Source organism: Ornithinimicrobium kibberense (assembly GCF_006519705.1).
Classification (GTDB): Bacteria; Actinomycetota; Actinomycetes; order Actinomycetales; family Dermatophilaceae; genus Ornithinicoccus; species Ornithinicoccus kibberensis.
This window is the reverse complement of the sequence record NZ_VFXM01000007.1, coordinates 170794-195735: the sequence shown is the minus strand read 5'-3', so window position 1 is coordinate 195735 and position 24942 is coordinate 170794. Positions and strand designations below refer to the sequence as shown.

Here is a 24942-nt window from a genome sequence, read left to right as displayed (position 1 = left end):
AGGTCCACACCTGCCCAGGACCAAGGTCCCCTGCGCGACGCTCTGTAGGATCGACCCATGCTGGATGCTGCAGGGCTGCGGGTCATGAGGGCGATCTCCCAGGAGGGGACCTTCACCGCGGCCGCGCACGCCCTGGGCTACTCCCAGCCCGCGGTCTCCCAGATGGTCCGCCGGCTCGAGGAGCGGACCGGCACCGTCCTGGTCGAGCGCAGCGGACGGGCCGTGCGGCTGACCGAGGCCGGGCAGGTGCTGGCCCGGCACGCCACCCAGATCCTCGAGGCCCTGGAGCGGGCCGAGGCCGACGTGGCCGCGATCGCGGGCCTGCAGAGCGGCGTCGTGCGGCTCATGGCCTTCCCCTCCTCCTCGGCCACCCTCGTCCCGCGGGCGCTGGCGCTGCTGCGCCGCGAGCACCCGCAGATCACGGTGAAGTTCACCGAGGCCGAGCCGCCCGAGTCGCTGGCCGCGATCCGCTCCGGCGACGTCGACCTGGCGGTCGCCTTCTCCTACGAGGGGACCGACCCCGGGCGGGGCGAGGACGACCTGGCCGGGCTGGAGGTGATCGACATCCTCACCGACCCGGTCATGCTCGTCCTGCCCAAGGACCACCCGTTGGCGGACCGGCCCGAGGTCGAGCTGGCCGACCTGGCCGCCGAAACGTGGATCGCCGGCTGCCCCCGGTGCCGCGGCCACCTGCTCGCGCTGTCCCGGGTCGCGGGCTTCGAGCCGGACGTGACCTTCGAGACCGAGGACTACGTCGCCGTGCTGGGCCTGGTGGCCGCCGGCCTGGGCGTGGCCCTGGCCCCGCAGCTCATCCTGCACTCGGTGTCCCACCCCGGCGTGGTGGTCCGGCCGGTGTCGCCCCCCTCGCGCCGGGTCGTGCAGATCGTCACCACCCCCGACCTCAAGCGGGTGCCGTCGGTGGCCGCGCTGCTGGACGCCCTGTGCTCGAGCGCACGGGCGCTCGCCGTGGAGCAGCCCGTCCCCTAACCGGTCAGCCGTCCCTGCGGTGGAGCAGGAGCCGGCCGTCGTCCCCCCGGCCGACGGCCACGTCCCCGTCGACGTCGGTGCGCAGCACGACCATGCCCGCGTCCCGCAGGAGGCTCAGCGCGCTCGGCGCGGGGTGGCCGAAGGAGTTGTCGGCGCCGACCCCGATGAGCGCGACCTCCGCCCGGGTCTCCCGTACGAGGCGCTCGTCCTGGGCGGCCGAGCCGTGGTGCGCCACCTTGAGCACGTCGAAGTCCCGGCCCTGGAGGGGGCGGCGCAACGGCCACGCCCCCTCGGGCTCCAGGTCCCCGGTGAGCAGCACACGCAGGTCCCCGACGGCGGCGTCGACCACGAGGCTGCCGTTGTTGGCGGCCGAACCCCCCACGACCGGGCGCGGCCCGGGGCCGACCACCTCCAGCAGCACGGTGCCCGCCCGCCTCCGCTCCCCGGCGGTCCCGTCCCGGTGGGGCACCCCGGCGGCCGCCAGCTCGGCCAGGGTGGCGGCGGCCACGTCGGGGGGCTCCCGGACGGGGCTGAGGTAGGCCGCCGCGACGGGTACGGCCCCGAGGACGCCGGCCAGGCCGCCGACGTGGTCGGCGTGGAAGTGGCTCAGCACGAGCAGGTCCACCCGCTCGACCCCTGCCTCCCGCAGGCACCGGGCCACGAGGTCCGGCTCGGGACCGGTGTCGACGAGCACCGCCGCAGCGGGCCCCGAGCGCAGCAGGGTGGCGTCGCCCTGGCCGACGTCGCAGGCCAGGACCTGCCAGCCTGGCGGCGGCCAGGTCCGCCACGCCGGCACCGGCCAGAGCGTCGCGGCCGCGGCGACGAGCAGGGCAGCGCCCCACCACGGCCGGCGCCGGAGCAGGTCGCGCCACCAGGGGCCGGTGACGAGCAGGGCGGCCGTCAGCCCGGTGAGCAACCAGGCTCCCGGCGGGCCGTCCACCCAGTCGACCGTGCCGTAGGGCACGTCCGCCCCCAGCCGGGCGACCCGGGCGATGGTCCAGGCCGGGAGGGCGGCCGCCCAGGCCACCACCGACGCCAGGGCGACCGACAGCGGGGAGAGCACCGCTGCCAGCACGCCGAGCACCGTCGTCGGCGCGACCAGCGGGGCGGCGAGCAGGTTCGCCAGGACCGCGACGGTGGTGATGCTGCCCTGGAGCAGGACGATGACCGGCGCGCAGGCGACCTGGGCGGCCAGCGGCACCGCGACGGCGTCCCCGAGGAGCCGCAGCCGGGCGGGCAGCCGGCCGGCGATGGCGTCGCCCCACGGCCGCGACCAGAGGACCAGGCCGAGGGTCGCCAGGGTGGAGAGCGCGAACCCGTGGGACCGGGCCAGCCAGGGGTCCACGCAGAGCAGCACGACGACGGCGGCCCCCAGGGCGGGCAGGCTGACCCGCCGCCGCCCGGACGAGAGGGCCAGCAGGCCCACGCTGCCCATGACCCCGGCCCGCAGGACGGAGGGCTCGGGCCGGCACAGGAGGACGAAGCCGACCAGCGCCAGCAGCACCAGGGGGGTGCGCCACCGCCGGGCCACCCCGGCCCGGGCGACGAGCACCGCCACCGCCCCGCAGACGAGGGCCACGTTCGAGCCGGACACCGCGCTCAGGTGCGTCATGCCGGTGGCGCGCATGTCGTCGGTGAGCTCCGGCGGGGTGAGCGAGGTGTCCCCGACGACCAGACCGGGCACGAGGCCGCGCGCGTCCGCCGGCAGCGGGTCGACCGCCCGCCGGAACCGGTCCCGGACGTGGTCGACGGCGTCGAGCACCCGGCCCGGCCCCTCCTGCAGGGCCGGGCCGCCGCGCGGCGACAGGACGGCGACGGGGCGTTCGCCCGGCTCGGCGGGGCCGAGCCGGCCGGTGGCGACCACGCTGCTGCGCCAGGTCAGCTCCTCCCACCCCTGCCCGGCCGGGGCCAGGACGAGCACGGGCGCGCCCACCGCCGCGGTGGTGCCCCGCCCGGTGATCTCGTGGACCCGCAGGTGGAGGACGACGAGGGGGTCGCGCTCGTCCGCCCGGTCCACGACCCGCGGCTCGGTGGTCACCGTGGCCGTCAGCGACACGACCGCCCGCTCGTCGGCCCAGTCCCCCACCGGGCCCGCCCGGTCCCGCACCAGGTGGGTGCCGGCGGCGAGGGCGACCAGGCAGGTGGCCGCCAGGCTCATGGCCAGCGGGGCCGTCCACCGCCGCGGGCGGTCCGGCCGCCCGGGCGGGACGGCCAGGACCGCGACCGCGCCGACCGCGCCTGCGGCGGCGACCGCCAGCAGGAGCCGGACCGGGCTGGGCAGGAGGGCGACGAGCACCGCCCAGGCCGTCAGGGCCGGCACCAGGAGGCGCCCGTCCAGCGTGCGCCCCGGGGGCACAGATCAGCCCCCGACCGTCACGTACGGCTGGAGCTGCTCGAGCGTCCGCTCGCCGATGCCGCTGACCTCCAGCAGCTCCTCGACCACGGAGAACCCGCCGTGCTCGTCGCGCCACGCCAGGATCTTCCCGGCCGTCACCGGTCCCACCCCGGGCAGCGCCTCCAGGTCGGCACGGGTCGCCCGGTTGAGGTCCACGGGGACGCCCGGGCCACCGCCCTCCTCCGGGCCCGCGCCCCCGCCGGTGCCCGGAGCTCCGTCGCCGCCGGCGACGACGGGCGGGACCAGGCCCGCGGGCGGCTCCTCGCCGGGGCGCCCGACCCACAGCTGCTCCCCGTCGGTGAGCTGCCGGGCGAGGTTGAGCGAGGAGTCGTCAGCCTCCTCCGTCAGGCCGCCGGCGGCGGCGACGGCGTCGACCACCCGCGTCCCTGCCGGCAGGGTGACCACCGCCGGGTCGTGGACGGCGCCGGTGACGTGCACGACGACGTGCGGCAGCCGCTGCCCGCCCCCGCCCCGGGTGGCGGCGGAGCCGTCCGGGGGCCGGCCCTGCCCCTCGTCGTCGTGGTCCTGCGCGGGCAGGGTCGTCACCGGGCTCTCGATTGCGCCCTGCGGCACGGGGTCGGCCCGCTGGGTGACCCACGCCCACCGGCCGGCGAGCACGAGCGCCGCCACGAGGGCCAGCACCAGCACGCCGCGCACGGCCGCCGTGCCGACGCCCAGCTCCAGCGACCGCAGCGCCTCCGGCACGCTGAGCAGGGGCATCCGCGCCGGGCGGTGGCGCCCGTCCTCGACGCCGTCCGGCGACGCCGGGTGCCGGTCGTCGAGGAGGTCCGCGAGCGGGTCCGCCCGCCCGCTGCTCGTGGTGCCCATGGCCGGTCACGCTAGGGACGGTCCGCGGCTGCGGACGAGCCCCCCGGCCGGGGCTGTGGAGGGCGCCGCCCGGCCCCGGGCCGGTGTGGACCCGGCGGGCCTACGGCAGGTCGCCCGGCGCCACCACGACGCCCAGGGTGCCCGGCCCGGTGTGCACGCCCACCACGGGGTCGAGCACGGCGATCTCCGGGGTCAGGCCGGTCCGCCCGCGCAGCTCCTCGGCCAGGGCGGCGGCACCCTCCTCCGCGGCGAGCTGGTGGACGGCCAGCTCGACCGGCCGGCCCTCCGAGCGCGCGGTCTCCACGGCCTCGACGGCCAGGTCGACCAGCCGGGCCAGCGCCTTGGCCCGCGTGCGCACCTTGGCCGCCGGGTGCACCTCGCCGTCGCGCAGGGTCAGCAACGGCTTGATCGCCAGCGCGGCGCCCACGAGCGCGGCGGCCCGCCCGATCCGGCCCCCGCGGCGCAGGTGCTCGAGGGTGTCGACGTAGAACCAGGTGCGGGAGGCCGCCGCCCGCGCCCGGACGACCTCCGCGACCTCCCCGGGGTCCGCCCCGCCGGCGGCGGCGCGGGCCCCGGCGAGCACGGCATACCCCATCGCCAGCCCGATCACCCGGGAGTCCACGACCTCCACCGGCACCTGCCCGGCGAGCTCGTCCCGGGCCAGCTCGGCGGCCTCGACGGTGCCGCTGACCCCGGCCGAGAGGTGCACGGAGACGATGGCCTCGCAGCCGGTCTCCGCCACGACCCGGCGGTAGGTCTCGACCAGCTCGCCCGGCGACGGGCGGGACGTGGCCGCGCGCTCCTTGCCCGCGGCGAGGATCTCGACGACCTCCTCGGGGGTGATCTCCCGGGCCGGCACCGACCGCCCGCCGCCGACGTGCACGTGGAGGGGGACCACGGTCACCCCCGCCGCCTCGGCGCGGTCGGCGCCGAGGCAGGCGGTGGTGTCGGTGACGACGGCGACGCGCATCGGGCTCAGACGACCACGTTGACCAGGTGGGGCGGGCGGACGATCACCTTGCGGACCGGGGCCCCACCCATGGCGTTCTGCACCTTGGGGCTGGCCAGGGCCAGCTCCTCCAGCGCGGCCGGGTCGACGTCGGCGGCCACCTCCAGCCGGTCGCGGACCTTGCCCTTGACCTGCACGACGCAGGTGACGGTGTCCTCCACCAGCTTGGCCGGGTCGGCCTCGGGGAAGGGGGCGTAGGCCAGCGAGGTGTCGTGGCCGAGCCGGGACCACAGCTCCTCGGCGACGTGCGGGGCGACGGGGGCGACCATCTGCACCAGGGGCTCGACGGCCGCGCGTGGCACCTCGGCCAGCTTGGTGAGGTGGTTGTTCAGCTCGATCATCTTGGCGATCGCGGTGTTGGTGCGCAGCGCCTCGTAGTCGGCCCGCACCCCGTCGATCGTGCGGTGCAGCGCCTTGTCGGTCTGCACGTCGGGCTCGGTGTCGACGACGACGAGCTCACCGGTCTCCTCGTCGACCACGTTGCGCCACAGGCGCTGCAGGAAGCGCATCGACCCGACGACCGCCCGGGTCTCCCAGGGCCGGTACTGCTCCAGCGGGCCCATGCTCATCTCGTAGACCCGGAAGGTGTCGGCGCCGTACTGCTCGCACATCTCGTCGGGGGTGACGACGTTCTTCAGCGACTTGCCCATCTTGCCGTACTCCTGGGTGACCGGCTCGCCGTTCCAGGTGAACGTGGGGGCGCCGCCCTCGGGGTCGGGGTGCTCCTCGACCTCGGCCGCGGGGACCGGGAAGCCGCGCTCGTCGCGGTAGACCCAGGCCTCGACCATGCCCTGGTTGATGAGCCGGCGGAACGGCTCCTCGCTGGAGACGTGCCCCAGGTCGAAGAGGACCTTGTGCCAGAAGCGCGAGTAGAGCAGGTGCAGCACCGCGTGCTCGACGCCGCCGACGTACAGGTCGACCCCGCCCGGGTCGCTCGCCCCGGCCGGGGCACCGGCCACCGGCGCCGGGCGCGGCCCGATCCAGTAGCGCTCGACCGCCGGGTCGACCGGGGCCTGGTCGTTGGCCGGGTCCAGGTAGCGCAGGTAGTACCAGCACGACCCGGCCCAGTTGGGCATCGTGTTGGTCTCGCGGCGGTAGCGCCGCACGCCCCGCCCGTCGCCCAGGTCCAGCTCGACCTCCACCCAGTCGGTGGCGCGGGCCAGCGGGGCCTCCGGGGAGGACTGGGCGTCCTGCGGGTCGAAGGTGCGCGGGGAGTAGTCGGGCACCTCGGGCAGCTCGACGGGCAGCAGGTGGTCGGGCACGGTGTGCGCGACCCCCTCCTCGTCCCACACGACCGGGAACGGCTCGCCCCAGTAGCGCTGCCGGCTGAACAGCCAGTCGCGCAGCCGGTAGGTCGTGGTCGCCTCGCCCAGCCCCTTGCCGACCAGCCAGGTGATGATCCGGTCCTTGGCCTGCGCCACGTCCAGCCCGTCCAGGCTGACCTCGTCGTTGGCGGAGTTGATCGCCGGGCCCTCCCCGACGAACGCCTGGTCGTCGGGGTGGTCGGGCGTCGGCTGCACGGTCCGCACGATCGGCACGTCGTAGGCGGTGGCGAAGTCCCAGTCGCGCTGGTCCTGCCCGGGCACGGCCATGATCGCCCCGGTGCCGTAGCCCATGAGCACGTAGTCGGCCACGAAGACGGGGATGAGGGTGCCGGTCACCGGGTTGGTCGCGAACGCGCCGGTGAAGACTCCCGTCTTGGCCCTGGTGTCGGCCTGCCGCTCCATGTCGGAGCGGGTGGCGGCCTGACGCTGGTATGCCGTCACCGCGCCCCGCGGGGAGTCCTCCCCCGCGGTCCACGCCTCCCGGGTGCCCTCGGGCCAGGCGTCGGGGACCAGCCGCTCGACCAGCGGGTGCTCGGGGGCCAGCACCATGAAGGTGGCGCCGAACAGGGTGTCCGGGCGGGTGGTGAACACCTCGACGGCGTCCTGCCCGCCGTCGGTCGTGGTCACCGGGAACCGGACCTGCGCCCCGGTGGACCGGCCGATCCAGTTGCGCTGCATGAGCTTGACCTTCTCCGGCCAGTCCAGCCGGTCCAGGTCGTCGACGAGCCGGTCGGCGTAGGCGGTGATCCGCATCATCCACTGGCTCAGGCTGCGCCGGAAGACGGGGAAGTCGCCGCGCTCGGACTTGCCCTCGGCGGTGACCTCCTCGTTGGACAGCACGGTGCCCAGGCCCGGGCACCAGTTGACGGGGGCGTCGGAGAGGTAGGCCAGCCGGTACCCGTCCAGCACCTCGGCCTGCTCGACCCGGCTCAGCTGCCCCCACGGACGGCCGTCGGGGGTGGCCCGCTCGCCGGCGGCGAACTGCTCGACCAGGTCCTCGATCGGGCGGGCCCGTCCCGTGCCGCCGCCGGTGCGCGCCGGGGCGTCCTCGTCGTACCAGGCGTGGTAGATCTGGGTGAAGATCCACTGCGTCCAGCGGTAGTAGTCGGGGTCGATCGTGGCGAAGCTGCGGCGCTGCTCGTGCCCCATCCCCAGGCGCCGCAGCTGCCTGCGGTAGACCTCCATGTTGCGCTCGGTGGTGGTGCGCGGGTGCTGCCCGGTCTGCACCGCGTACTGCTCGGCGGGCAGGCCGAAGGCGTCGAAGCCCATGGTGTGCAGCACGTTCATGCCCGTCGTGCGCAGGTAGCGCGCGTGCACGTCGGTGGCGATGAAGCCCAGGGGGTGGCCCACGTGCAGGCCCGTGCCGGAGGGGTAGGGGAACATGTCCATGATGTAGCGGTGCCCGGTCCCCAGGCGGGGGTCGTCCGGCTCTGCCCAGGGGCCGGCCGGGTTGGCGGAGTGGAAGGTGCCCTCGGCCTCCCAGCGGTCCTGCCAGGCCGCCTCGATCCGGCCGGCCAGCTCGGCGGTGTACCGGTGCTGCGGGATGCGCTCGCTCATCGTGCTGTCTCGTCCTCTGGTCGCGTCGGTGCTCTCGGTGGTCCTGGTTGCACAAAAAAGCCCCTCGCTCAGGAGGGGTCAGCCGCGCTGGGTGGTGCGTCGTCAGCGCGGCTGCGTAAGGAGGAGCACGCAACGGGTCGTCATGGTGGCCTCATGGTAGCGCAGGGGCCGGGCGGGCCCCCGCCCTCGGGGGACGGCCCCCGACGGACGACGGGCGCCCCTCCCGGCGGGGAGGGGCGCCCGTCGGCGCGAGCTGCGGAGCTCAGGCGCCGATGCTGTTGAAGCGGCGGGCCATCGCCGACTTCTTGTTGGCCGCCTGGTTGGCGTGGATGACGCCCTTGGAGACGGCCTTGTCGAGCTTGGTGGAGGCCTTCTTCAGCGCGTCCGCGGCCGCGGTGGTGTCACCGCTGTCGGCGGCGTCGCGGAACCGGCGGATCCAGGTGCGCAGCTCGGACTTGTACGCCCGGTTGCGCTCGGTGCGCTTGGCGTTGGTCTTGACGCGCTTGATCTGGGACTTGATGTTTGCCACGAAGTGTCTTCCTGCTTCAGTCGTCGGGGTATGTCGTGAGGGCGACATCGCGCGGCCCGGAACGTGAGGCGTGGGGGGCCCTGGCGGGGAGCCGCGCGTGGTGCTGCTGGCGGTGCGCGCACGACCGAGCGCGCACGCGACCACCCAATCTAGCAGCGGCGGGGCCCGCGCCCCAAGTCCGGCGCGGAACCTCCGCGACTGGCTACCATCGCAGGATGCGTACCCAGCTCGTCCTCACCGTGGTCGGCGACGACCGTTCCGGCCTCGTGCAGGCCCTGGCCGACGTCGTCGACCAGCACGGCGGCAACTGGGAGGAGAGCCGCCTCGGCGAGCTGGCCGGCACCTTCGCCGGGGTCGTCGTCGTCTCCGTGCCGCAGGAGCGGGCCGAAGACCTGCGGGCGGCGCTGGAGCCGCTGGCCGGTCTGCTCGAGGTCTCGGTGCGCCCCGGGGGCACGCCGGTGGACGAGGGCGGCGGGCCGGGCCGACCGGTGCTCGTGGAGATCATGGGCAACGACCAGCCCGGCATCGTCCGCTCGATCTCCACCGTGCTCGCCGACCACGGGCTCAACGTGGCCGAGATGGAGACCCGCACGGTCGAGGCCCCCATGGCCGGCGGGCAGCTGTTCGAGGCGACGGTCGTGGCCACGGTGCCGGAAGGCACCGACGCCGACGCCCTCCAGGCCGACCTGGAGCGGCTGGCCGGCGAGATCCAGGTCGAGGTCACCTTCCGCGGCACCGAGGACCTGGCCGACGGCTGAGCCGCGGCTCCCTGGCCGCAGCCGGCCGCCGCCGGCAGGGTCCGGCCGGGAACGCTACGCGCCCGGACCAGGCTCCCAGCCGCCCAGGTCCAGCCAGCCCCGCTCGACCCTGGCCGGGCGGGTGCGCACGACCGCCTCCACCGGGACGGGACCGTAGAGGTGGGGGTAGTGCTCCCCCTCGGGGTCGTCCGGGTCGCCGGGCTCGACCCGCACCGGGGTCGCCTCCCCGAGCCGGGCGACGTCGATCTCCAGCACGACGAGCTCCCCCGTCTCCCGCACGTAGTGGGCGGCCACGACGCCGGGCAGCTGCTCGGGGTAGGCGGCGTGGACGAAACCCACCTCGGCGAGGGTCGCTCCCCGGGTGGACCGTTCGTAGGACCCGGAGGTCAGCGCCTCCTCCCAGTGCGCCCGGTCGGCCAGGTGCCACACCGGACGGGGACCGTCGGCGCTCATCCGTCCTCCCCGTGCCGCGCACGGCAGACCTGCAGGACCGCGCGCTCCACGGCATACTCCGGGGCCCTGACCGCGGCCTCCGTGCGCAGGCCGCCCTTGACGTCGACGTCGGCGCGGGCGACCGCCTCGACCGCCCGCCCCAGCCGGGGGCCGTCCCAGCCCCGGGCGACCCGGCGGGCCTGGTCGACCTGCCAGGGCGCGATGCCGAGGTCGCGCGCCACCTGGGTGGAGCTGCCCCGCCCCGCCGCGGCCACCCGGCCGACCTGTCGCAGCTGCATCGCCAGGACGGCCACGAGCGGGACGGGGTCCAGCCCGCCGTTCATCGCGTGCCGCAGCAGCGACATGGCGCCGGCCTCGTCGCCGGCCAGCGCCGCCTCGGCCACCTTGAACCCGGTCGTCTCGACCCGTTCGCCGTAGTAGGTGTGCACGTCGTCGACCTCGACGGTCCCCTGGACGTCGCGGGCGAGCTGGGCGCAGGCCCCGGCCAGCTCGCGCAGGTCCTTGCCCACGGCCTGGACCAGGGCGCCCACGGCGTCCTCGGCGATCCTGCGCCGGGCCTCGCGGAACTCGTGCTTGACGAAGGCGTGCTTGTCCGCCTCCGACCTCACCGCCTTCGCCTCGATCGTGCGGGCCCCGCCGGCCCGCAGGGTGTCGAGGACCTTCTTGCCGCGGTTGCCGCTCTTGTGCCGCACCACGAGCGTGACGGACTCCCCGGGCCGGGCCAGGTAGGCCAGCAGGTCCTCGACGAGCGCGTCGTCGGCCTCGTCCATGTCGTGGACGACGATCACGGTCCACCCGCCGAAGAGGCTGGGGCTGGCGTGCACGCCCAGCTCGCCGGGCTGGTAGGAGGCGGCGTAGAGACGCACGACCTCGGCCTCGGGCTCGGCCGCGCGGACCGCGTCGACGACCGACTCCACGCCCCGCTCGGCCAGGATCTCCTCCGGTCCCTGCACGAGGGCCAGCGTGGGGATGCTCATGGTCCCCAGCCTGCCACGCCCCACCGACCGACGTGTCCCACGGCACACAGGGGTGACGTTGTGCGGCACTCCGGCCGGGAGCATGATGAAGGTAGGGACCTGGGGTCCTGGGTCCTCGTCGCACAAGGAGGTGCGGTATGTCGACCATCACCACCCGTCCCGTCCGTGAGGACACTGGTCACCACGACGTGCGCAATGCCTGGCTGAGCATGCTGCTGCTGCCGGTCGCCTTCGTGCTGGCGTTCATGGTCGGGGAGGGCCTGGCCTCCCTGCTCGGCCATCCCGTCGGGGGCACCGTGGAGCCTCCGCTGTGGGCGATCCTGGCCTCCAGCGTGCCCGCGCTGCTGGTCTTCTTCCTTCCGGCGGTGGTGTCCGCCTGGTTCGCCCGTCGCGCGGACCGGCAGGGTGACCGTCGCGGCTGGGTGCCGGCCGGCATCCTCACCCTCGTCGCGGTCGGTTTCGTGGGCCTCAACCTCGCCGCCTACTTCGGCGCCGAGGTGATGATGGGCTGAGCCGGTCCCGCACCGGCTGGGCCCGCCCGCCCGGACGGGCTCAGCCGGCGCGGCCGAGGCCCAGCTGGTTGATCCGGGCGGTCACCAGGTCGGGTGCCAGCTCGAGGTGGTCGGCGAGTTCCTCGACGGGGATCCCGGCCTCCAGCCCGTCGCGCAGCTCCTCGTCCTGCTCGGCGGACCACGCGTGGCCGCCCGTGACCGCCGTCCGGGGGGACCGGGCGACGGGGACGTCCACCGCGACCGGTCCGGTCGTGGCCCCGCCGAGCCCCCGCGCGGCCGGTGCGGCCACCGGGACGACCTCCCCGGCCGTCCCGTCGAGCCGTCGCAGGGCCCCGAGGACGAGGTCGCGGTCGGTCGTGGGCCAGAACGGCGGCAGGGACCGCTGCAGGAAGGGCGCGTAGCGGGCGTTCGTCATCCGCGGGTCCAGGAAGGCGACCACGCCGCGGTCGTCGGCCCGCCGCACGAGGCGACCGGCGCCCTGGGCCAGGCGCAGGGCGGCGTGCGTGGCCGAGACGCTCATGAACCCGTTGCCGCCGGCGCGGGAGATCGCCTCCGACCGGGCCGAGGAGAGCGGGTCGTCCGGCCGGGGGAAGGGGATCCGGTCGATGATCACCAGCTGGCAGGCCGGGCCGGGGACGTCGACCCCCTGCCACAGCGACATCGTGCCGAACAGGCAGGTGCTGGCGTCGGAGGCGAACTCCCGGACCAGGGTGGGGGTCTGGTCGTCCCCCTGGCACAGCACCCGGATGTCGGTGTCGGACAAGCGGTCCCGCAGCTGCTCGGCGGCGGCCTCGGCGGCGCGGCGGGAGCTGAACAGCCCCAGCGTGCGCCCTCCGGCCGCCCGGACCAGCGCCTCGATCTCGTCGAAGACGACGGGGGCGGCACCGTCCCGGCCCGGCGCCGGCAGGTGGGCCGCGACGTAGGCGATGGCCTGCTGCGGGTAGTCGAACGGCGAGCCGACGTCCAGGCCGGTCCACGGCGGCGACCCGGCCCCCTTGAGGCCCAGCGTGCCGGCGACGGCGTCGAAGCTCCCGCCGAGCTCGATCGTGGCCGACGTGAGCACCACCGTGCGCTCGCCGAAGATCTTCTCGCGCACCGCCATCGCCACGCTCATCGGCGCCACCCGCAGGACCGCTCCGCGCCGCGGGTCCTTGCTGAGCCAGGCCACGTCGAGCTCGCGCTCCTCGAGGACCCGCTCGGCGACGTCGTGCACCTCCTCGACGGCCGCCAGCGCCAGCTGGGTGGACCCGTCGACCTCGGCCCCCTTCTCCGGCTTGATCTCCGACAGGGCGGCCCGGGCGGCGTCCCGGACCAGCTGCAGGGTCTCGACGAGCCGCTCGGGCAGGTGGTCGATCCGGCCCTCCGGCAGGTCGTCCAGGGTGTCGGCGACCAGGTCCGTGGTCTCCGCCAGCCGCCCCGCCGCGTCCCCCTTGCCGGCGCGACGGGCGGCGACCGAGACCGCGGAGGTGGTCAGCTCGTCGGTCACGGTCGAGGTGATCCGGTCGGTCAGCTCGTGCGCCTCGTCGACGACGAGCAGGTCGTGGTCGGGCAGCATGTGCCGGCCCTCGAACGCGTCGATCGCCATGAACGCGTGGTTGGTGACGATGACGTCGACGTCCCGGGCGACCTCCCGCGACTGCTCGACGAAGCACTCGGCGACGACGGGGCAGCGGCTGCCCAGGCACTCCTTGGCGGTGACCGACACCTGCCGCCAGGCCCGCTGGCTGACGCCGGGGACGAGCTCGTCCCGGTCGCCCGACTCGGTGACCTCGGCCCACTCGCGCAGCCGGACGACCTCCCCGCCCAGCCGGGACCGGTCGGCGTCGAAGGCGCCCACCGCGAGGAGTGCGTCCTCGTCGTCGTCCGGGAAGCCGCCGACGACCTTGTGCCGGCACAGGTAGTTGGATCGGCCCTTGACGAGCGCGTAGGTGGGTCGGCGCCCGAGCAGCGGACGCAGGGCCTCGGCGATCCTGGGCAGGTCCCGGTCGACGATCTGGGCCTGCAGCGCCAGCGTCGCGGTGGCCACGACGACCGGCTTCCCGGTGGCCATCGCGTGCGCCACCGCGGGCACGAGGTAGGCCAACGACTTGCCGGTCCCGGTGCCGGCCTGCACGAGCAGGTGCTCCTCCCGCTCGACCGCGCGGGCCACGGCCCGGGCCATCTCCACCTGTCCGGGCCGCTCGGTGCCGCCCACCGCCGTCACGGCGGCGTGCAGGAGCTCGGCGAGGTCGGGGCGGTCGGGCACCGGTCAAGGGTATGCGGTCGCACCGACCGCCCACCCCCTCCCGTCCACAGGGGTCGTCCCCGACCTAGTCGTCCTCGACGACCGTCACCTCGACCGCGTGCCAGCCGCTGGCGCCGTCGGGGGCGGGCGCGGCCGGGGTGTCGGTCTGGGTCTCACCGGTGCCGTCCGTGGCCCGGACCGTCAGCTGGTGGCGGCCGGTGGCCGCGTCGGGCCAGGTCCAGCTCCACAGCCGCCACGCGTCGATGCTGGGCTCGGCGGCCAGCTCGGCCTGCTGCCAGGGCCCGTCGTCGACGCGCACCTCGACGGCGTCGACGCCCCGCTGCTGCGCCCAGGCGACGCCGGCCACCACGACCTCGCCGGCGCGCACCCTGGCCTCGCTGCGGGGGACGTCGATCCGCGAGGCGGTCTTGACCGGCCCCCGTTCGGCCCAGCCGCGGGGCGTCCAGTAGCCCTCGTCCGCGTCGAACCGGGTGACCTTGAGCTCGGTGACCCACTTGGTCGCCGAGACGTAGCCGTAGAGGCCCGGCACGACCAGCCGGACCGGGTAGCCGTGCTCGGGCGGCAGCGGCTCGCCGTCCATCGCCACGGCGATGAGGGCGTCCCGGTCGTCGGTGAGGGCCTCGATCGGGGTCCCGGCCGTCCAGCCGTCGGCGCTGCGGGACAGGACCATGTCGGCCTCGGGCAGCACCCCGGCCCGGGCGAGCAGCTCGCGCACCGGCCATCCGGTCCAGACGGTGTTGCCCACGAGCGGACCGCCGACGGTGTTGGAGACGCAGGTGAGGGTGACGATCGCCTCGACGTGGTCCTGCTCGAGCAGCTCGGCCCAGTCGATCTCGACCTCCTGCTCCACGAGGCCGGTGACCCGCAGCGTCCAGGTCGCCGGGTCGACCCGGGGCACCCACAGGGCGGTGTCGATGCGGTAGAACTCCTCCGTCGGGGTGACGAACGGGCTCTGGCCCTCCACGGACGCGAGCGCGGCAGCCGGGATCTGCACCCGACGGACGGGGACCGGCAGGCCCAGCGCGCGCACGGCCGCCCCCGCCGCACGTCCCGTGCGGGTCAGCGCCTGGCCCGCCACGATCCCCAGGACGCCCAGCACGCCCACCCCGCCGGCGGCGAGGACGACCTGGCGGCGTCCCGCCACCGGTCCCGTCTGCCCCGGCTCCTCCAGGATGGTCCCCAGCCCTCCCAGCCCCGCGACGAGCACCGCGGTCCCGACCGCCAGCCCGGCGAGCGTCGGCCACAGATCGGCCGGCATGGCGCCCGGCCGGGACAGCACGGCGCCCAGGCCCAGCGCCCCGACGAGGAGGAAGAGGCCGACGGCCAGGGCGCGCGACGTCCGGCCCAGGACTCCCACGAGGGCGGTCACGACGACCAGGACGAGCCCCATCCCGACCCCCAGGGCGATCTTGTCGGCGGTGCCGAACGTCGCGACCGCCCAGTCCTTGAGCCAGGCGGGGGTGCGGTCGACGAACGCGCCCGCCACCGCGAGCAGCGGGGAGGGGGTCCCCGTCGCCCCCAGCAGCCGCACGGCGACCCCGGCCCCCAGCTCGGCCACCCCGAGCGTGGCTGCCCCCGCGGCGACACCGACGAGGGCGGCCCGGCCCTGCTCCTGGACGCTCATGCCCCCAGCCTGACGTCCCCACCTGGGAGAAACCCGACCACGACCACGCCCAGCACGGTCAGGAGCGCACCCGCTCCCGGCCGCAGTAGACGTTCAGGCTGCTCCCCCGGTTGAACCCGATCACCGTCATCCCCAGGTCCTCGCCCAGCTCGACCGCCAGCGCCGACGGGGCCGACACGGCCGACAGCGTCGCGACCCCGGCGAGGGCGGCCTTCTGCACCAGCTCGAAGGACGCCCGCCCCGAGACCTGCAGGACCGCGCCGGGCAACGGCATACCCCGTTCGCGCAGCGCCCACCCGACCACCTTGTCGACCGCGTTGTGACGGCCCACGTCCTCCCGGACGCAGACCGGCTTCAGCCCGCCGGCGCCGGGGAGGAACAGGGCGGCGGCGTGCACGCCGCCGGTCCGGTCGAAGACCTTCTGCTCCTGCCGCAGCCGGTCGGGCAGGGCGAGCAGCTGGGCCAGGGGGTGGGCGACCCGGTCCAGCCGCAGGTCGTGCTCCCCCGTGCGACGGACCGCCTCGATCGAGCTGGTGCCGCAGATGCCGCAGGAGCTGGACGTGTAGACGTGCCGCTCCAACGAGGGGTCGGGCGGTGCCACCCCCTCGGCGAGCGTGACGTCCACGACGTTGTAGTCCCGCTGCCCGTCGGCCCCGATGCCGGAGCGGTAGTCGATCTGGGCGACGTCGTCCCAGCCGCGCACCACCCCCTCGCCGTGCAGGAAGCCCACGGCCAGGTCGAAGTCGGACCCCGGGGTGCGCATGGTCACCGACAGGGGTCGTCCCCCGACCCGGACCTCCAGCGGCTCCTCCCCCGCGAGGGTGTCGGCCCGCTCCCGCAGCGACCCGTCCGCGGACAGCCGGGTCACGCGCCGACGCTGGGTGACCTTGACCATCGGTCCAGGGTATGCCGCAGAGGCTGACCGGCCCAGGAGGCCGCCTTCATCGAATCTTCACGGACGGCACCGCCGGCTCTTCACGCGGGAGGCGTTGACTCGGTTGTAGACCACCAGAGAAAGGACGACCGATGACAACGAGGACCAGATTCATGAGCACGCTGCTGGCGACGGGTGTCGGCACGGCCCTCGTCCTGGGGACCGGGGTCGCCATCGCGCAGAGCGGTGACGACGACATCGATGACGGCACCACCACGACCGAGGTGCTGGGCGCCCTGCAGTTCAACGTCGAGGAGGAGCGCATGGCGCGCGACCTCTACGACGAGCTGGGAGAGGCCCACGACGGGTTGGCGCCGTTCACACAGATCCAGCGCTCCGAGCAGAAGCACCACGACGCGGTCTCCCGGCTGATCGAGCTGAAGGGCGGCACGGTTCCTGGGGAGGGCGAGCCCGGCGAGTTCGAGAACGAGCAGATCCAGACGATGTACGACGACTGGCTGGAGCGCGGCCTGGTGAGCCCGGACGCCGCGTTCGAGGTCGGCATCGAGCTGGAGAAGGCGGACATCGAGCACCTGGAGTCGGCGATCGACGAGATCGACGACGAGGACGTCGACCGGGTGCTGGGCAACCTGCTCAACGCCTCCGAGCACCACCTGGCGGCCTTCGAGGCCGCGGCGGCCGGCGAGCTGCCCGACATGGCGGGCATGAACGGCGGACGTCGGGGCGACGGCTCCGGCCCAGGGATGCGGCCGGGTGCCGGCGGCGGCCAGGGGATGCAGCAGGGCCCCGACGGACAGGGCCCGGGGCGGCAGCACGGCCCCGACGGACAGGGCAGGGCGCTGCACCAGGGCCCCGGCGCCCTGGCCGGCCAGGGCAGTCACCAGCACGGTGACGGCACGGGCGACTGCCCGATGGCGAGCACCGACGACGACTGACCGCGGGAACCGGCGGGCGGCACGCGTGACCGTGCCGCCCGCCTCCGCGTGCGGCCGGCGGCCCTACCCGCGGGGTGGGACGCTCGCTGGGCCGGGCACCGGGAGCGTCATGGTGAACCGGGAGCCCCGCCCCGGGCCGTCGCTGGCGGCGACCAGGTCACCGCCGTGCGCCCGCGCCAGGGCACGGGCGATGGTCAGTCCGATCCCGGAGCCGTCGGCGTCCGCGCTCTCCTCGCCCCGGTAGAACCGCTCGAAGACGGCCGTCTCCTCACCGGGACGCAGCCCCACCCCATGGTCGACGACCTCGACGGTCGCCACCTGCCCGGTGCCCCCTGCCCCCGGTCCGGGACCGTCGACCGTGACCTCGACCCGGTCCCCCGGGCCGCTGGCCCGGACGGCGTTGGTCAGCAGGTTGGTCACCACCTGGGCGATCCGGTCCGGGTCGTGCCGGACCACGAGACGGTCGGGGGCGGCCAGGCGGACGGTCACCTCGTGGCCCGCGGCGCGGTCGTGGACCGCGGCCACCGCGTCGGCGACCGTCGCGGCGAGGTCGGCGTCCTCGACGACCCGGACCTCCAGGCGCCCCTCCTCCGCCCTCGACAGGCTGCCCAGGTCCTCGGCGAGCCGCTCGAGCCGTCGGGTCTGGTCCACGACCTTGCCCAGCGCGACCTCGTCGGCCGGCACGACCCCGTCGAGCATGGCCTCGGCATACCCCCGGGTCACGGTCAGGGGCGTGCGCATCTCGTGCGCCACCTCGCCGATGAGCCGGGCCCGCCGGGCCTCGGTGGCCGCGAGCCGCTCCCCGAGCTCGCGGACGTCGTCGGCGAGGCCGGCCAGCTCGGTGGTCCCCGGGTGCGGGACGTCCACGTCGTAGCGCCCCAGCGACAGGTCTCGCGCCGCCGTCCTCAGCTGCTCCAGCGGCCGGGCGGTCCGCCGGGCCGCCAGCACGCCCAGGACCAGCGCGACCAGGAGCCCGACCACCACGCCCACCAGCACGGCCCGGTCGACGCTGTCGACGAACTCCGCCCGGAAGCCGGCCATCCCGGCCGGGCCGCCTGGAGCACCGTCGTCCCCCGCACCGTGGCGTGCGCCGACGCCCTCGCCCATGCCCATGGCCCGGTCCCACCCCTGGAGCGCGACGAGGCGTAGGACGACCACGGTGACCAGGCCGGAGACGAGGGCCACCAGCACGTGCGAGAGGACCAGCCGCGCGCGCAGGGAGTGCCACCAGGTCACGGTCGCCGCCGGCTCACGTCGCCCCGCCCGTCGCCGGCCCGCCCGACGGGACACCGCCGAGGGCGTCGACCCGCGCGGGCAGGAACTTGTAGCCCACCCCCCGCACCGTGCCGACGACCCGCGGCGCCGACGCGTCGTCGTCCAGGGCCCGGCGCAGGCTGCGCACGTGCACGTCGACGACCCGCTCGTCGCCGACGTGGTCGTAGCCCCAGACCCGCTGCAGCAGCTGGTCGCGGGTGAACACCCGTCCGGGCTCCTCCGCCAGGGCCCACAGCAGGTCGAACTGGAGGGCCGACAGCGGTCGCAGGACCTCGTCGCGGTGCACCTCCCGGCGGGCTCGGTCGATCAGCAGGCCGGGGAAGGTCAGCACGTCCTCGTCCGGCTCCAACGACGGCTCGGGCGGTGGGGCCGCCCGACGGAGCACGGCGGACACCCGCGCGGCCACCTCCCGGGGGCGGAACGGCTTGGTGACGTAGTCGTCCGCCCCGGCCGCCAGACCCATGAGGACGTCCCCCTCCTCGGCGCGTGCGCTGACCATGACGACCGGCAGGTCACGCTCCCGCCGCAGCCGGCGCAGGACCTCCATCCCGTCGAGGTCGGGCAGCCCGACGTCGAGCAGCACCACGTCGGGCGGTGGTTCCAGCCCGGCCTGGCGCAGCGCCTCGGCACCCGTCCCGGCCTCGCGCACCGCGAACCCGTGCCGGGCCAGGTAGGCCGCCAGCAGCGCACGGATCTGCGGCTCGTCGTCGACCACCAGCGCGGTGCGGATCACGCCGCTCACCTCCGTCCCCAGGCTACTCCGGGGGTATGCCGCACCCGGCGCCGCGGGCACGGCGCCGGCGGGGCCCCAGGCACGGCTGCACCCGGCGCCCCGCCCACCCGGCCCGTCAGCGGTTGGCGATCCCGTCCGGCGCGCAGACGAAGTGGGCCACCAGGGCCGTCCAGCCGGTCTGGTGGGAGGCCCCCAGCCCCACGCCAGAGTCTCCGTCGAAGTACTCGCTGAACGTCGGGTGGACGTCCCACAGCGGCCCGGAGGGGTGGTGCACCGGGGTGGACGGCCGGCGGCCGTCCGGACCGGGCCGGAAGAGCCCGACCAGGCGCCGCTCGATCCGGGCGGCCACCTCGTCGATCGGCAGCTCCTCGCCCGAGCCGGTGGGGTACTCCACCGGCCGGCCGGCACCGGCGCCGCGCCCGTAGGTGCGCAACGCGTCCGTGAGCAGGGCGTTGACCGGCAGCCACACCGGGCCGCGCCAGTTGGAGTTGCCGCCGAACATGTAGGAGTCGGACTCGCCGGGCACGTAGGCCAGCGACAGGTCCGACCCGCCGATGTGGACCTGCACCCCGTCGCGGTGGGCGGCGGACAGCGAGCGCAGCCCGCCGGGCGAGAGGAACTCGGCCTCGTCCAGCATCCGGGCCACGACCGCCCGCCACTGGCGACGGTCGACCATCGACAGCGTGCGCAGGGAGAAGCCTTCGTGGTTGGTGTGCAGCAGGGCGTCCTGAAGCTCGGGCCGGCGCCGGGTCCACCCGTCGAAGAAGTCGGTCAGGTCGGGCAGCTCGTCGGCGACCCAGTCGGGCACGATCGCCACCGCGGACAGCGGCAGCAGGCCGACCATCGAGCGCACCGGCATCCGGTGCACCTGGCCCTCGTCGGTGGTGAGGATGTCGTGGAAGAAGTCGTCCTCCTCGTCCCACAGCCGCGCGTGGCCGCGACCGATGTCGTCCATCGCCTGGGCGATCGAGAGGAAGTGGACGAGGAACTTGGTGGCCACCTCGTCCCACGCGGGGTCCTCCCGGGCCAGCTCCATCGCCATCCGCAGCATCTTGAGGCAGAACAGCCCCATCCAGGCGGTGGCGTCGGCCTGCTCCAGCCGCTGCCCGTCGGGCAGCGGTTCGGACCGGTCGAACAGGCCGATGTTGTCCAGGCCCAGGAACCCGCCCTCGAAGACGTGGCTGCCGTCGGCGTCCTTCCTGTTCACCCACCACGGGAAGTTGAGCAGCATCTTCAGCACGACCCGCTCCAGGAAGACGCGGTCACGCGAGCCGTCGATGCAGTAGACCTGCCAGGCTGCCCAGGGGTGCACCGGCGGGTTGACGTCGGAGAAGTTCCACTCGTAGGCCGGCAGCTGGCCGTTGGGGTGCATCGACCACTCCCGGCACATGAGCAGCAGCTGCCACTTGGCGAAGAACGGGTCGACGTGGGCGTAGGCGACGCAGTGGAAGGCCAGGTCCCAGGTGGCGAACCACGGGTACTCCCACTCGTCGGGCATCGAGATGACCTCGGCGAGGTTGACGTGCTGCCAGCCGGTGTTGCGCCCGTGGCGCCCGGCCCGCTCCGGCGGCGGGGGCGGCTGGCCCGGGTCGCCCTGCAGCCAGCGGGTCACGTCGTAGAGGTAGAGCTGCTTGCACCACTGCAGCCCGGCGAAGGCGCGGCGCGCCACCAGGGCGTCCTGCTCGTCGGTGCCCTCCGGCAGCACCTCGGCGTAGAACTCGTCGGCCTCCTGCCGCCGCAGCGCGACGACCTCCTCGTCGCCGGGCGCGTCGGCGGCGGGGCCACCGCCCTCGGACAGCCGCAGGCGCACGGTCACGCTCTCCCCCGGCGCGACGGCGTCGAACTCCCACCAGAACGCCATCTTCGTCCCCCGCTGCTCGGGGTTGCAGGCGTCGGCCTGCCCGTGCACCACGGCGCGGTCCACCGAGTCCTTGGGGTATGCCGTGTGCCCCGGCAGGACCGCGTCCTGCCCGTAGAGGGCGGCGGTGTTGGTGTCGTTCTCGCAGAACAGGGTCCGCGGCGAGCCCTCGGCCCGCACGGTCACCGGGCCAAGCTCCGGGTGCTCGGCACGGACGACGACGGTCCCCTCGGCCGCGGCGTCGTCCCGCCACAGCGAGGGGCGCCGGTCGTCCAGGCCCCAGGACCAGGTGTTGCGGAACCACACCTGCGGCAGCAGGTGGAGCGGGGCCGCCTGCGGGCCGTGGTTGGTCGCGGTGACCTCCACGACGATGTCCCCCGGGGCGGCCTTGGCGTGGGTGACGACGACGTCGAAGAACCGGTCCTCGTCGAGCACGCCGGTGTCGGCCAGCTCGTGCTCGGGGTCCTGCACGCCGCGCTCGCCGTTCGCCCGCACCAGCTCCTCGTAGGGGAAGGCGGCCTGCGGGTAGCGGTAGAGGCTGCTGGCGTAGGAGTGGGTGGGCAGCCCCTCGAGGTGCCACCAGTACTCCTTGACGTCCTCGCCGTGGTTGCCCTGCGGGTTCGTCAGCCCGAACAGCCGCTCCTTGAGCCGGTCGTCCTGCCCGTTCCACATCGCCACGGCGACGTTGAGGTGGCCCTCGAGGTCGCACAGGCCGGCGATCCCGTCCTCCCCCCAGCGGTAGGCCCGCAGGTGGGCGTGGTCGAACGGCAGGTGCGCCCAGGCGTTCCCGTCGGCGGAGTAGTCCTCCCGGACGGTGCCCCACTGCCGTCCGGAGACGTAGGGGCCCCAGCGGCGCCAGGGCGCCCGGGAGTCGTCGGAGTCGGCCAGTCGTCGGTGCTCGGCGGTGGTCACCGGCCCAGACTAGGCGTCAGACGGCATACCCGGCGAGGTGGCCGTGGAGGTCGGGGTCGACCTTGGCCTGCAGCCGCGTGCCCTCCCCGGTGTGCTCCTCGGAGAGCACCTCGCCCTCCTCGTGCAGCCGGGTGACCAGGTCTCCCCGGTCGTAGGGCACGAGGACGTCGACGAGGATCTCGGGGCGGGGAAGGGCCTCCTCCACGGCGGCCCGCAGCTCCTCCACGCCGCGTCCGGTCCGGGCGGAGACGACCACCACGCGGGGGTGCATCCGCACGATCCGGTCGACCACCTCGGGGTCGGCGACGTCGGCCTTGTTGACGGCGATGATCTCCGGCAGGCGCAGCGTGGCCCCCTCGTCGACCTCGGCCAGGACCTCGTGCACCGCGGCGATCTGGCCCTCGGGGTCCGGGTGGGACCCGTCGACGACGTGGAGCAGCACGTCCGCCCCGGAGGCCTCCTCCAGGGTGGAGCGGAAGGCCTCGACGAGCTGGTGCGGCAGGTGGCGCACGAACCCGACGGTGTCCGAGAGGGTGTAGCTGCGTCCGTCCTCGGTCTCGGCCCGGCGCACGGTCGGGTCGAGCGTGGCGAAGAGCTGGTCCTCGACGAGCACGCCGGCCCCGGTGAGCCGGTTGAGCAGGGAGGACTTGCCGGCGTTGGTGTAGCCGACGATGGCCACGCCAGGGACCTTGTGGGCCCGGCGGGAGCTGCGCTTGGTGTCGCGGACGGTCTTCATCGCGCCGATGTCGCGGCGCAGCTTGGCGATCCGCGTGTTGATCCGCCGCCGGTCCAGCTCGATCTTGGTCTCGCCGGGTCCGCGGGAGCCGATGCCCTCACCGCCGGCGACCCGGCCGCCGGCCTGGCGCGACATCGACTCGCCCCAGCCGCGCAGGCGGGGCAGGAGGTACTGCAGCTGGGCCAGCTCGACCTGGGCGCGGCCCTCCCTGCTCTTGGCGTGCTGGGCGAAGATGTCGAGGATCAGCGCGGTGCGGTCGATGACCTTGACCTTGACGACGTCCTCCAGCGCGCGCCGCTGGGACGGGCCCAGCTCCCCGTCGCAGATGACGGTGTCGGCGCCGTGCTCGACGACCAGGTCGCGCAGCTCCCGGGCCTTGCCCGACCCCAGGTAGGTGGCCGGGTCCGGCTTGAGGCGGCGCTGGATGACGCCGTCGAGCACGGTGGACCCGGCGGTCTCGGCCAGGGCGGCGAGCTCGCGCATGGAGTTCTCGGCGTCCTCGACGGTGGTCCGGCCGTCGTCGGCCCAGACCCCGGCGAGCACGACCCGCTCCAGCCGCAGCTGGCGGTACTCGACCTCGGTGACGTCCTCGAGCTCGGTCGACAGGCCGGCGACGCGCTGGAGCGCGGCGCGCTCCTCGCGGTCGAGCTGGTCGCCGTCGGGCTGCTCGTCCAGGACGGGGGTGGGGTGGTGCTGCGGATGCGCCATGGTCTCCTTCGGGTCGGGCACGGGGGTTTCGCGGCGGGGTTCTCCTGCTCCCCACCTTCGCAGAGGACAACACCGGGGGCCACCGGTTTTGTGCCCACGGCCGTAGACTTCCCGGCCATGTCCCCGCCCCAGGACCACTACTTCACGGCCCGGCCGGCCTCCGACGGCGAGCTGCGGACGGTCCCGGTGCAGCTGGCCGGGCGGGACGTCGAGGTGGTGACCGCCGGCGGGATCTTCTCCCCCGACGGGATCGACCGGGGCACCCGCGTCCTGCTCGCGGAGGTTCCCCCGCCGCCGGCCGCGGGCACGTTCCTCGACCTCGGCTGCGGCTGGGGCCCGCTGGCCCTGACGATGGCGCTGGAGTCCCCCGCCGGACGGGTCGTGGCGGTCGACGTCAACGAGCGCGCGCTCGACCTGGCCCGGCGCAACGCCGTCTCGGTGGACGTCGCCGACCGGGTCGAGGTGCTGGCCCCCGGCGACGTGCCCGCCGACCTGACCTTCGACCTGGTGTGGTCGAACCCGCCGATCCGCGTCGGCAAGGCGGCGCTGCACGAGCTGCTCACCACCTGGCTGCCGCGCCTGGCCCCGGAGGGCACGGCATACCTCGTGGTCCAGAAGAACCTCGGCGCCGACTCGCTGCAGCGCTGGCTGGCCGACACCCTGCCCGGTCTCATGGAACCGGTGGCGGTGGAGCGCACCGCGAGCAGCAAGGGGTTCAGGGTCCTGCGGGTGACCCGGGGCTGACCGGCCCGGCCGCGACCGCGGCGAGCGCCTGGTCCAGGAGGTCGGGGGCGTCGTGCTCGAGCCAGACGACGCGGGGGTCGGGGCCGAACCACCGTTCCTGCCGGCGGGCCAGGCGCCTCGTGGCTCCGACCGTGTCCGCCACGGCCTCCTCCTGCGTCAGCTCCCCGTCGAGCTGGCGCAGCGCCTGGGCGTAGCCCACCGCCCGCGAGGCGGTGCGTCCCTCCCGCAGGCCCCGCTCCACCAGCCCCCGGACCTCCTCGACGAGACCGGCCCGCCACATCGCCTCCGCCCGCCGGCCGATCCGCGCGTCCAGCACCTCCCGGTCCGCCCGCAGCCCCAGCACCACCGTGGGCCGCACGTGCTCGCGCGCGGGCATGGTCGCGCTGAACGGCCGCCCGGTGAGCTCGACGACCTCCAGGGCCCGGACGACCCGGCGGCCGTTCCGGGGCTGGATCGCCCGCGCGGCGACGGGGTCGACCTCGGCCAGCCGGGCGTGCAGCGCCTCGGCGCCCACCCGCTCCAGCTCGGCCTCCCAGCGGGCCCGCACGCCGGGGTCCGTCGGCGGGATCTCCATCCGGTCGAGCAGCGCCCGGACGTAGAGGCCGGACCCGCCGACGACCACGGGCACCCGCCCCCGTGCGCGGACCGCCTCCAGGTCGGCCCGGGCGGCAGTCTGGTATGCCGCGACCGTCGCCTCCTCGCGCACGACGAGCACGTCCAGCTGGTGGTGCGGCACGCCGCGGCGCTGCGCGGGCGGGAGCTTGGCGGTGCCGACGTCCATGCCCCGGTAGAGCTGGGAGGCGTCGGCGTTGACGACCTCGCCGTCCAGGGCCAGCGCCAGCGCCACCCCCAGGTCGGACTTGCCGGTCGCGGTCGGCCCGACGACCGCCACGACCGGGTCAGGAGCGTCGGGGGCCATGGTCGTCCAGTCTGGCAGGCCAGCGGTT

Annotated in this window: 20 protein-coding genes; 5 read left to right on the top strand and 15 right to left on the bottom strand. The window is 75.2% G+C overall.

Going from position 1 to position 24942, the window contains the following annotated elements:
- Window positions 1-57: 57 nt before the first annotated feature.
- Window positions 58-987: a LysR family transcriptional regulator gene (locus FJR00_RS07925; RefSeq protein ID WP_141338221.1), complete on the top strand. Its 930-nt coding sequence runs from the start codon at window positions 58-60 to the stop codon at window positions 985-987.
- Window positions 988-991: 4 nt separating this feature from the next.
- On the opposite strand, the gene FJR00_RS07920 is transcribed toward FJR00_RS07925, so the two are convergent.
- The 5 genes from FJR00_RS07920 to rpsT form a co-directional block, all read right to left on the bottom strand.
- Complete coding sequence (locus FJR00_RS07920) at window positions 992-3343, bottom strand: DNA internalization-related competence protein ComEC/Rec2 (protein ID WP_141338220.1); 2352 nt, start codon at window positions 3341-3343, stop codon at window positions 992-994.
- A gap of 3 nt (window positions 3344-3346) precedes the next feature.
- Window positions 3347-4210, bottom strand: a complete 864-nt coding sequence (locus tag FJR00_RS07915; protein ID WP_238330387.1) for a helix-hairpin-helix domain-containing protein — start codon at window positions 4208-4210, stop codon at window positions 3347-3349.
- A gap of 100 nt (window positions 4211-4310) precedes the next feature.
- Window positions 4311-5180 (bottom strand): DegV family protein, encoded by an 870-nt coding sequence (locus tag FJR00_RS07910; protein ID WP_141338219.1) that lies wholly within the window; start codon window positions 5178-5180, stop codon window positions 4311-4313.
- 5 nt (window positions 5181-5185) lie between these two features.
- Window positions 5186-8101 carry a leucine--tRNA ligase gene (gene leuS, locus FJR00_RS07905; RefSeq protein ID WP_141338218.1) on the bottom strand — a complete coding sequence of 972 codons (2916 nt, stop codon included), beginning with the start codon at window positions 8099-8101 and terminating at the stop codon, window positions 5186-5188.
- Window positions 8102-8363: 262 nt separating this feature from the next.
- On the bottom strand, window positions 8364-8630 hold the full coding sequence (gene rpsT, locus FJR00_RS07900; RefSeq protein ID WP_141338217.1) for a 30S ribosomal protein S20: 267 nt from the start codon (window positions 8628-8630) through the stop codon (window positions 8364-8366).
- A gap of 215 nt (window positions 8631-8845) precedes the next feature.
- Here rpsT and FJR00_RS07895 point away from each other — a divergent pair, with 215 nt between their 5' ends.
- Window positions 8846-9388, top strand: coding sequence for a glycine cleavage system transcriptional repressor (locus FJR00_RS07895; RefSeq protein ID WP_141338216.1), 543 nt, complete (start codon window positions 8846-8848; stop codon window positions 9386-9388).
- Window positions 9389-9442: 54 nt separating this feature from the next.
- On the opposite strand, the gene FJR00_RS07890 is transcribed toward FJR00_RS07895, so the two are convergent.
- Both FJR00_RS07890 and holA read right to left on the bottom strand, forming a co-directional pair.
- On the bottom strand, window positions 9443-9841 hold the full coding sequence (locus tag FJR00_RS07890) for a DUF952 domain-containing protein (RefSeq protein WP_141338215.1): 399 nt from the start codon (window positions 9839-9841) through the stop codon (window positions 9443-9445).
- Complete coding sequence (gene holA, locus FJR00_RS07885; RefSeq protein ID WP_141338214.1) at window positions 9838-10818, bottom strand: DNA polymerase III subunit delta; 981 nt, start codon at window positions 10816-10818, stop codon at window positions 9838-9840. Before holA ends, FJR00_RS07890 begins: the two co-directional genes overlap by 4 nt.
- Before the next feature lie 137 nt (window positions 10819-10955).
- On the opposite strand from holA, the gene FJR00_RS07880 reads away from it, so the two are divergent.
- On the top strand, window positions 10956-11330 hold the full coding sequence (locus FJR00_RS07880) for a hypothetical protein (protein ID WP_075958819.1): 375 nt from the start codon (window positions 10956-10958) through the stop codon (window positions 11328-11330).
- 40 nt (window positions 11331-11370) lie between these two features.
- On the opposite strand, the gene FJR00_RS07875 is transcribed toward FJR00_RS07880, so the two are convergent.
- The 3 genes from FJR00_RS07875 to fdhD form a co-directional block, all read right to left on the bottom strand.
- Window positions 11371-13575 carry an ATP-dependent DNA helicase gene (locus FJR00_RS07875; RefSeq protein ID WP_238330385.1) on the bottom strand — a complete coding sequence of 735 codons (2205 nt, stop codon included), beginning with the start codon at window positions 13573-13575 and terminating at the stop codon, window positions 11371-11373.
- 64 nt (window positions 13576-13639) lie between these two features.
- Entirely contained in the window at window positions 13640-15199 is a 1560-nt protein-coding gene (locus tag FJR00_RS07870; RefSeq protein ID WP_141338213.1) for a molybdopterin-dependent oxidoreductase, read from the bottom strand.
- A 58-nt stretch (window positions 15200-15257) separates the two neighbouring features.
- Window positions 15258-16094, bottom strand: coding sequence for a formate dehydrogenase accessory sulfurtransferase FdhD (gene fdhD / locus FJR00_RS07865; protein WP_141338212.1), 837 nt, complete (start codon window positions 16092-16094; stop codon window positions 15258-15260).
- A 152-nt stretch (window positions 16095-16246) separates the two neighbouring features.
- On the opposite strand from fdhD, the gene FJR00_RS07860 reads away from it, so the two are divergent.
- Window positions 16247-17029 (top strand): ferritin-like domain-containing protein, encoded by a 783-nt coding sequence (locus FJR00_RS07860; RefSeq protein WP_181409544.1) that lies wholly within the window; start codon window positions 16247-16249, stop codon window positions 17027-17029.
- A gap of 63 nt (window positions 17030-17092) precedes the next feature.
- Here the strand turns inward: FJR00_RS07860 and FJR00_RS07855 are convergent, their stop codons facing one another.
- The 4 genes from FJR00_RS07855 to hflX form a co-directional block, all read right to left on the bottom strand.
- Window positions 17093-18265 carry a HAMP domain-containing sensor histidine kinase gene (locus tag FJR00_RS07855; protein WP_141338210.1) on the bottom strand — a complete coding sequence of 391 codons (1173 nt, stop codon included), beginning with the start codon at window positions 18263-18265 and terminating at the stop codon, window positions 17093-17095.
- Between the two features lie 13 nt (window positions 18266-18278).
- Complete coding sequence (locus FJR00_RS07850) at window positions 18279-19046, bottom strand: response regulator transcription factor (RefSeq protein WP_238330384.1); 768 nt, start codon at window positions 19044-19046, stop codon at window positions 18279-18281.
- A gap of 106 nt (window positions 19047-19152) precedes the next feature.
- Window positions 19153-21807 carry an MGH1-like glycoside hydrolase domain-containing protein gene (locus FJR00_RS07845; protein WP_141338209.1) on the bottom strand — a complete coding sequence of 885 codons (2655 nt, stop codon included), beginning with the start codon at window positions 21805-21807 and terminating at the stop codon, window positions 19153-19155.
- A 16-nt stretch (window positions 21808-21823) separates the two neighbouring features.
- On the bottom strand, window positions 21824-23251 hold the full coding sequence (gene hflX, locus FJR00_RS07840; protein WP_141338208.1) for a GTPase HflX: 1428 nt from the start codon (window positions 23249-23251) through the stop codon (window positions 21824-21826).
- A 117-nt stretch (window positions 23252-23368) separates the two neighbouring features.
- On the opposite strand from hflX, the gene FJR00_RS07835 reads away from it, so the two are divergent.
- A complete protein-coding gene (locus tag FJR00_RS07835; protein WP_141338207.1) occupies window positions 23369-23995 on the top strand; it encodes a class I SAM-dependent methyltransferase in 627 nt (208 codons plus the stop codon).
- Here the strand turns inward: FJR00_RS07835 and miaA are convergent.
- A complete protein-coding gene (gene miaA / locus FJR00_RS07830; protein ID WP_141338206.1) occupies window positions 23967-24914 on the bottom strand; it encodes a tRNA (adenosine(37)-N6)-dimethylallyltransferase MiaA in 948 nt (315 codons plus the stop codon). The two genes, FJR00_RS07835 and miaA, sit on opposite strands and share 29 nt — an antisense overlap.
- Between the last annotated feature and the right edge of the window lie 28 nt (window positions 24915-24942).

Coding starts and splice junctions, on each gene's coding strand:
- hflX (WP_141338208.1), bottom strand. CDS start 23,251: ATGGCGCATCCGCAGCACCACCCCACCCCCGTCCTGGACGAGCAGCCC.
- FJR00_RS07880 (WP_075958819.1), top strand. CDS start 10,956: ATGTCGACCATCACCACCCGTCCCGTCCGTGAGGACACTGGTCACCAC.
- holA (WP_141338214.1), bottom strand. CDS start 10,818: ATGAGCATCCCCACGCTGGCCCTCGTGCAGGGACCGGAGGAGATCCTG.
- FJR00_RS07915 (WP_238330387.1), bottom strand. CDS start 4,210: ATGGGCACCACGAGCAGCGGGCGGGCGGACCCGCTCGCGGACCTCCTC.
- FJR00_RS07895 (WP_141338216.1), top strand. CDS start 8,846: ATGCGTACCCAGCTCGTCCTCACCGTGGTCGGCGACGACCGTTCCGGC.
- FJR00_RS07925 (WP_141338221.1), top strand. CDS start 58: ATGCTGGATGCTGCAGGGCTGCGGGTCATGAGGGCGATCTCCCAGGAG.
- fdhD (WP_141338212.1), bottom strand. CDS start 16,094: ATGGTCAAGGTCACCCAGCGTCGGCGCGTGACCCGGCTGTCCGCGGAC.
- FJR00_RS07890 (WP_141338215.1), bottom strand. CDS start 9,841: ATGAGCGCCGACGGTCCCCGTCCGGTGTGGCACCTGGCCGACCGGGCG.
- FJR00_RS07910 (WP_141338219.1), bottom strand. CDS start 5,180: ATGCGCGTCGCCGTCGTCACCGACACCACCGCCTGCCTCGGCGCCGAC.
- miaA (WP_141338206.1), bottom strand. CDS start 24,914: ATGGCCCCCGACGCTCCTGACCCGGTCGTGGCGGTCGTCGGGCCGACC.
- leuS (WP_141338218.1), bottom strand. CDS start 8,101: ATGAGCGAGCGCATCCCGCAGCACCGGTACACCGCCGAGCTGGCCGGC.
- FJR00_RS07870 (WP_141338213.1), bottom strand. CDS start 15,199: ATGAGCGTCCAGGAGCAGGGCCGGGCCGCCCTCGTCGGTGTCGCCGCG.
- FJR00_RS07860 (WP_181409544.1), top strand. CDS start 16,247: ATGAGCACGCTGCTGGCGACGGGTGTCGGCACGGCCCTCGTCCTGGGG.
- FJR00_RS07835 (WP_141338207.1), top strand. CDS start 23,369: ATGTCCCCGCCCCAGGACCACTACTTCACGGCCCGGCCGGCCTCCGAC.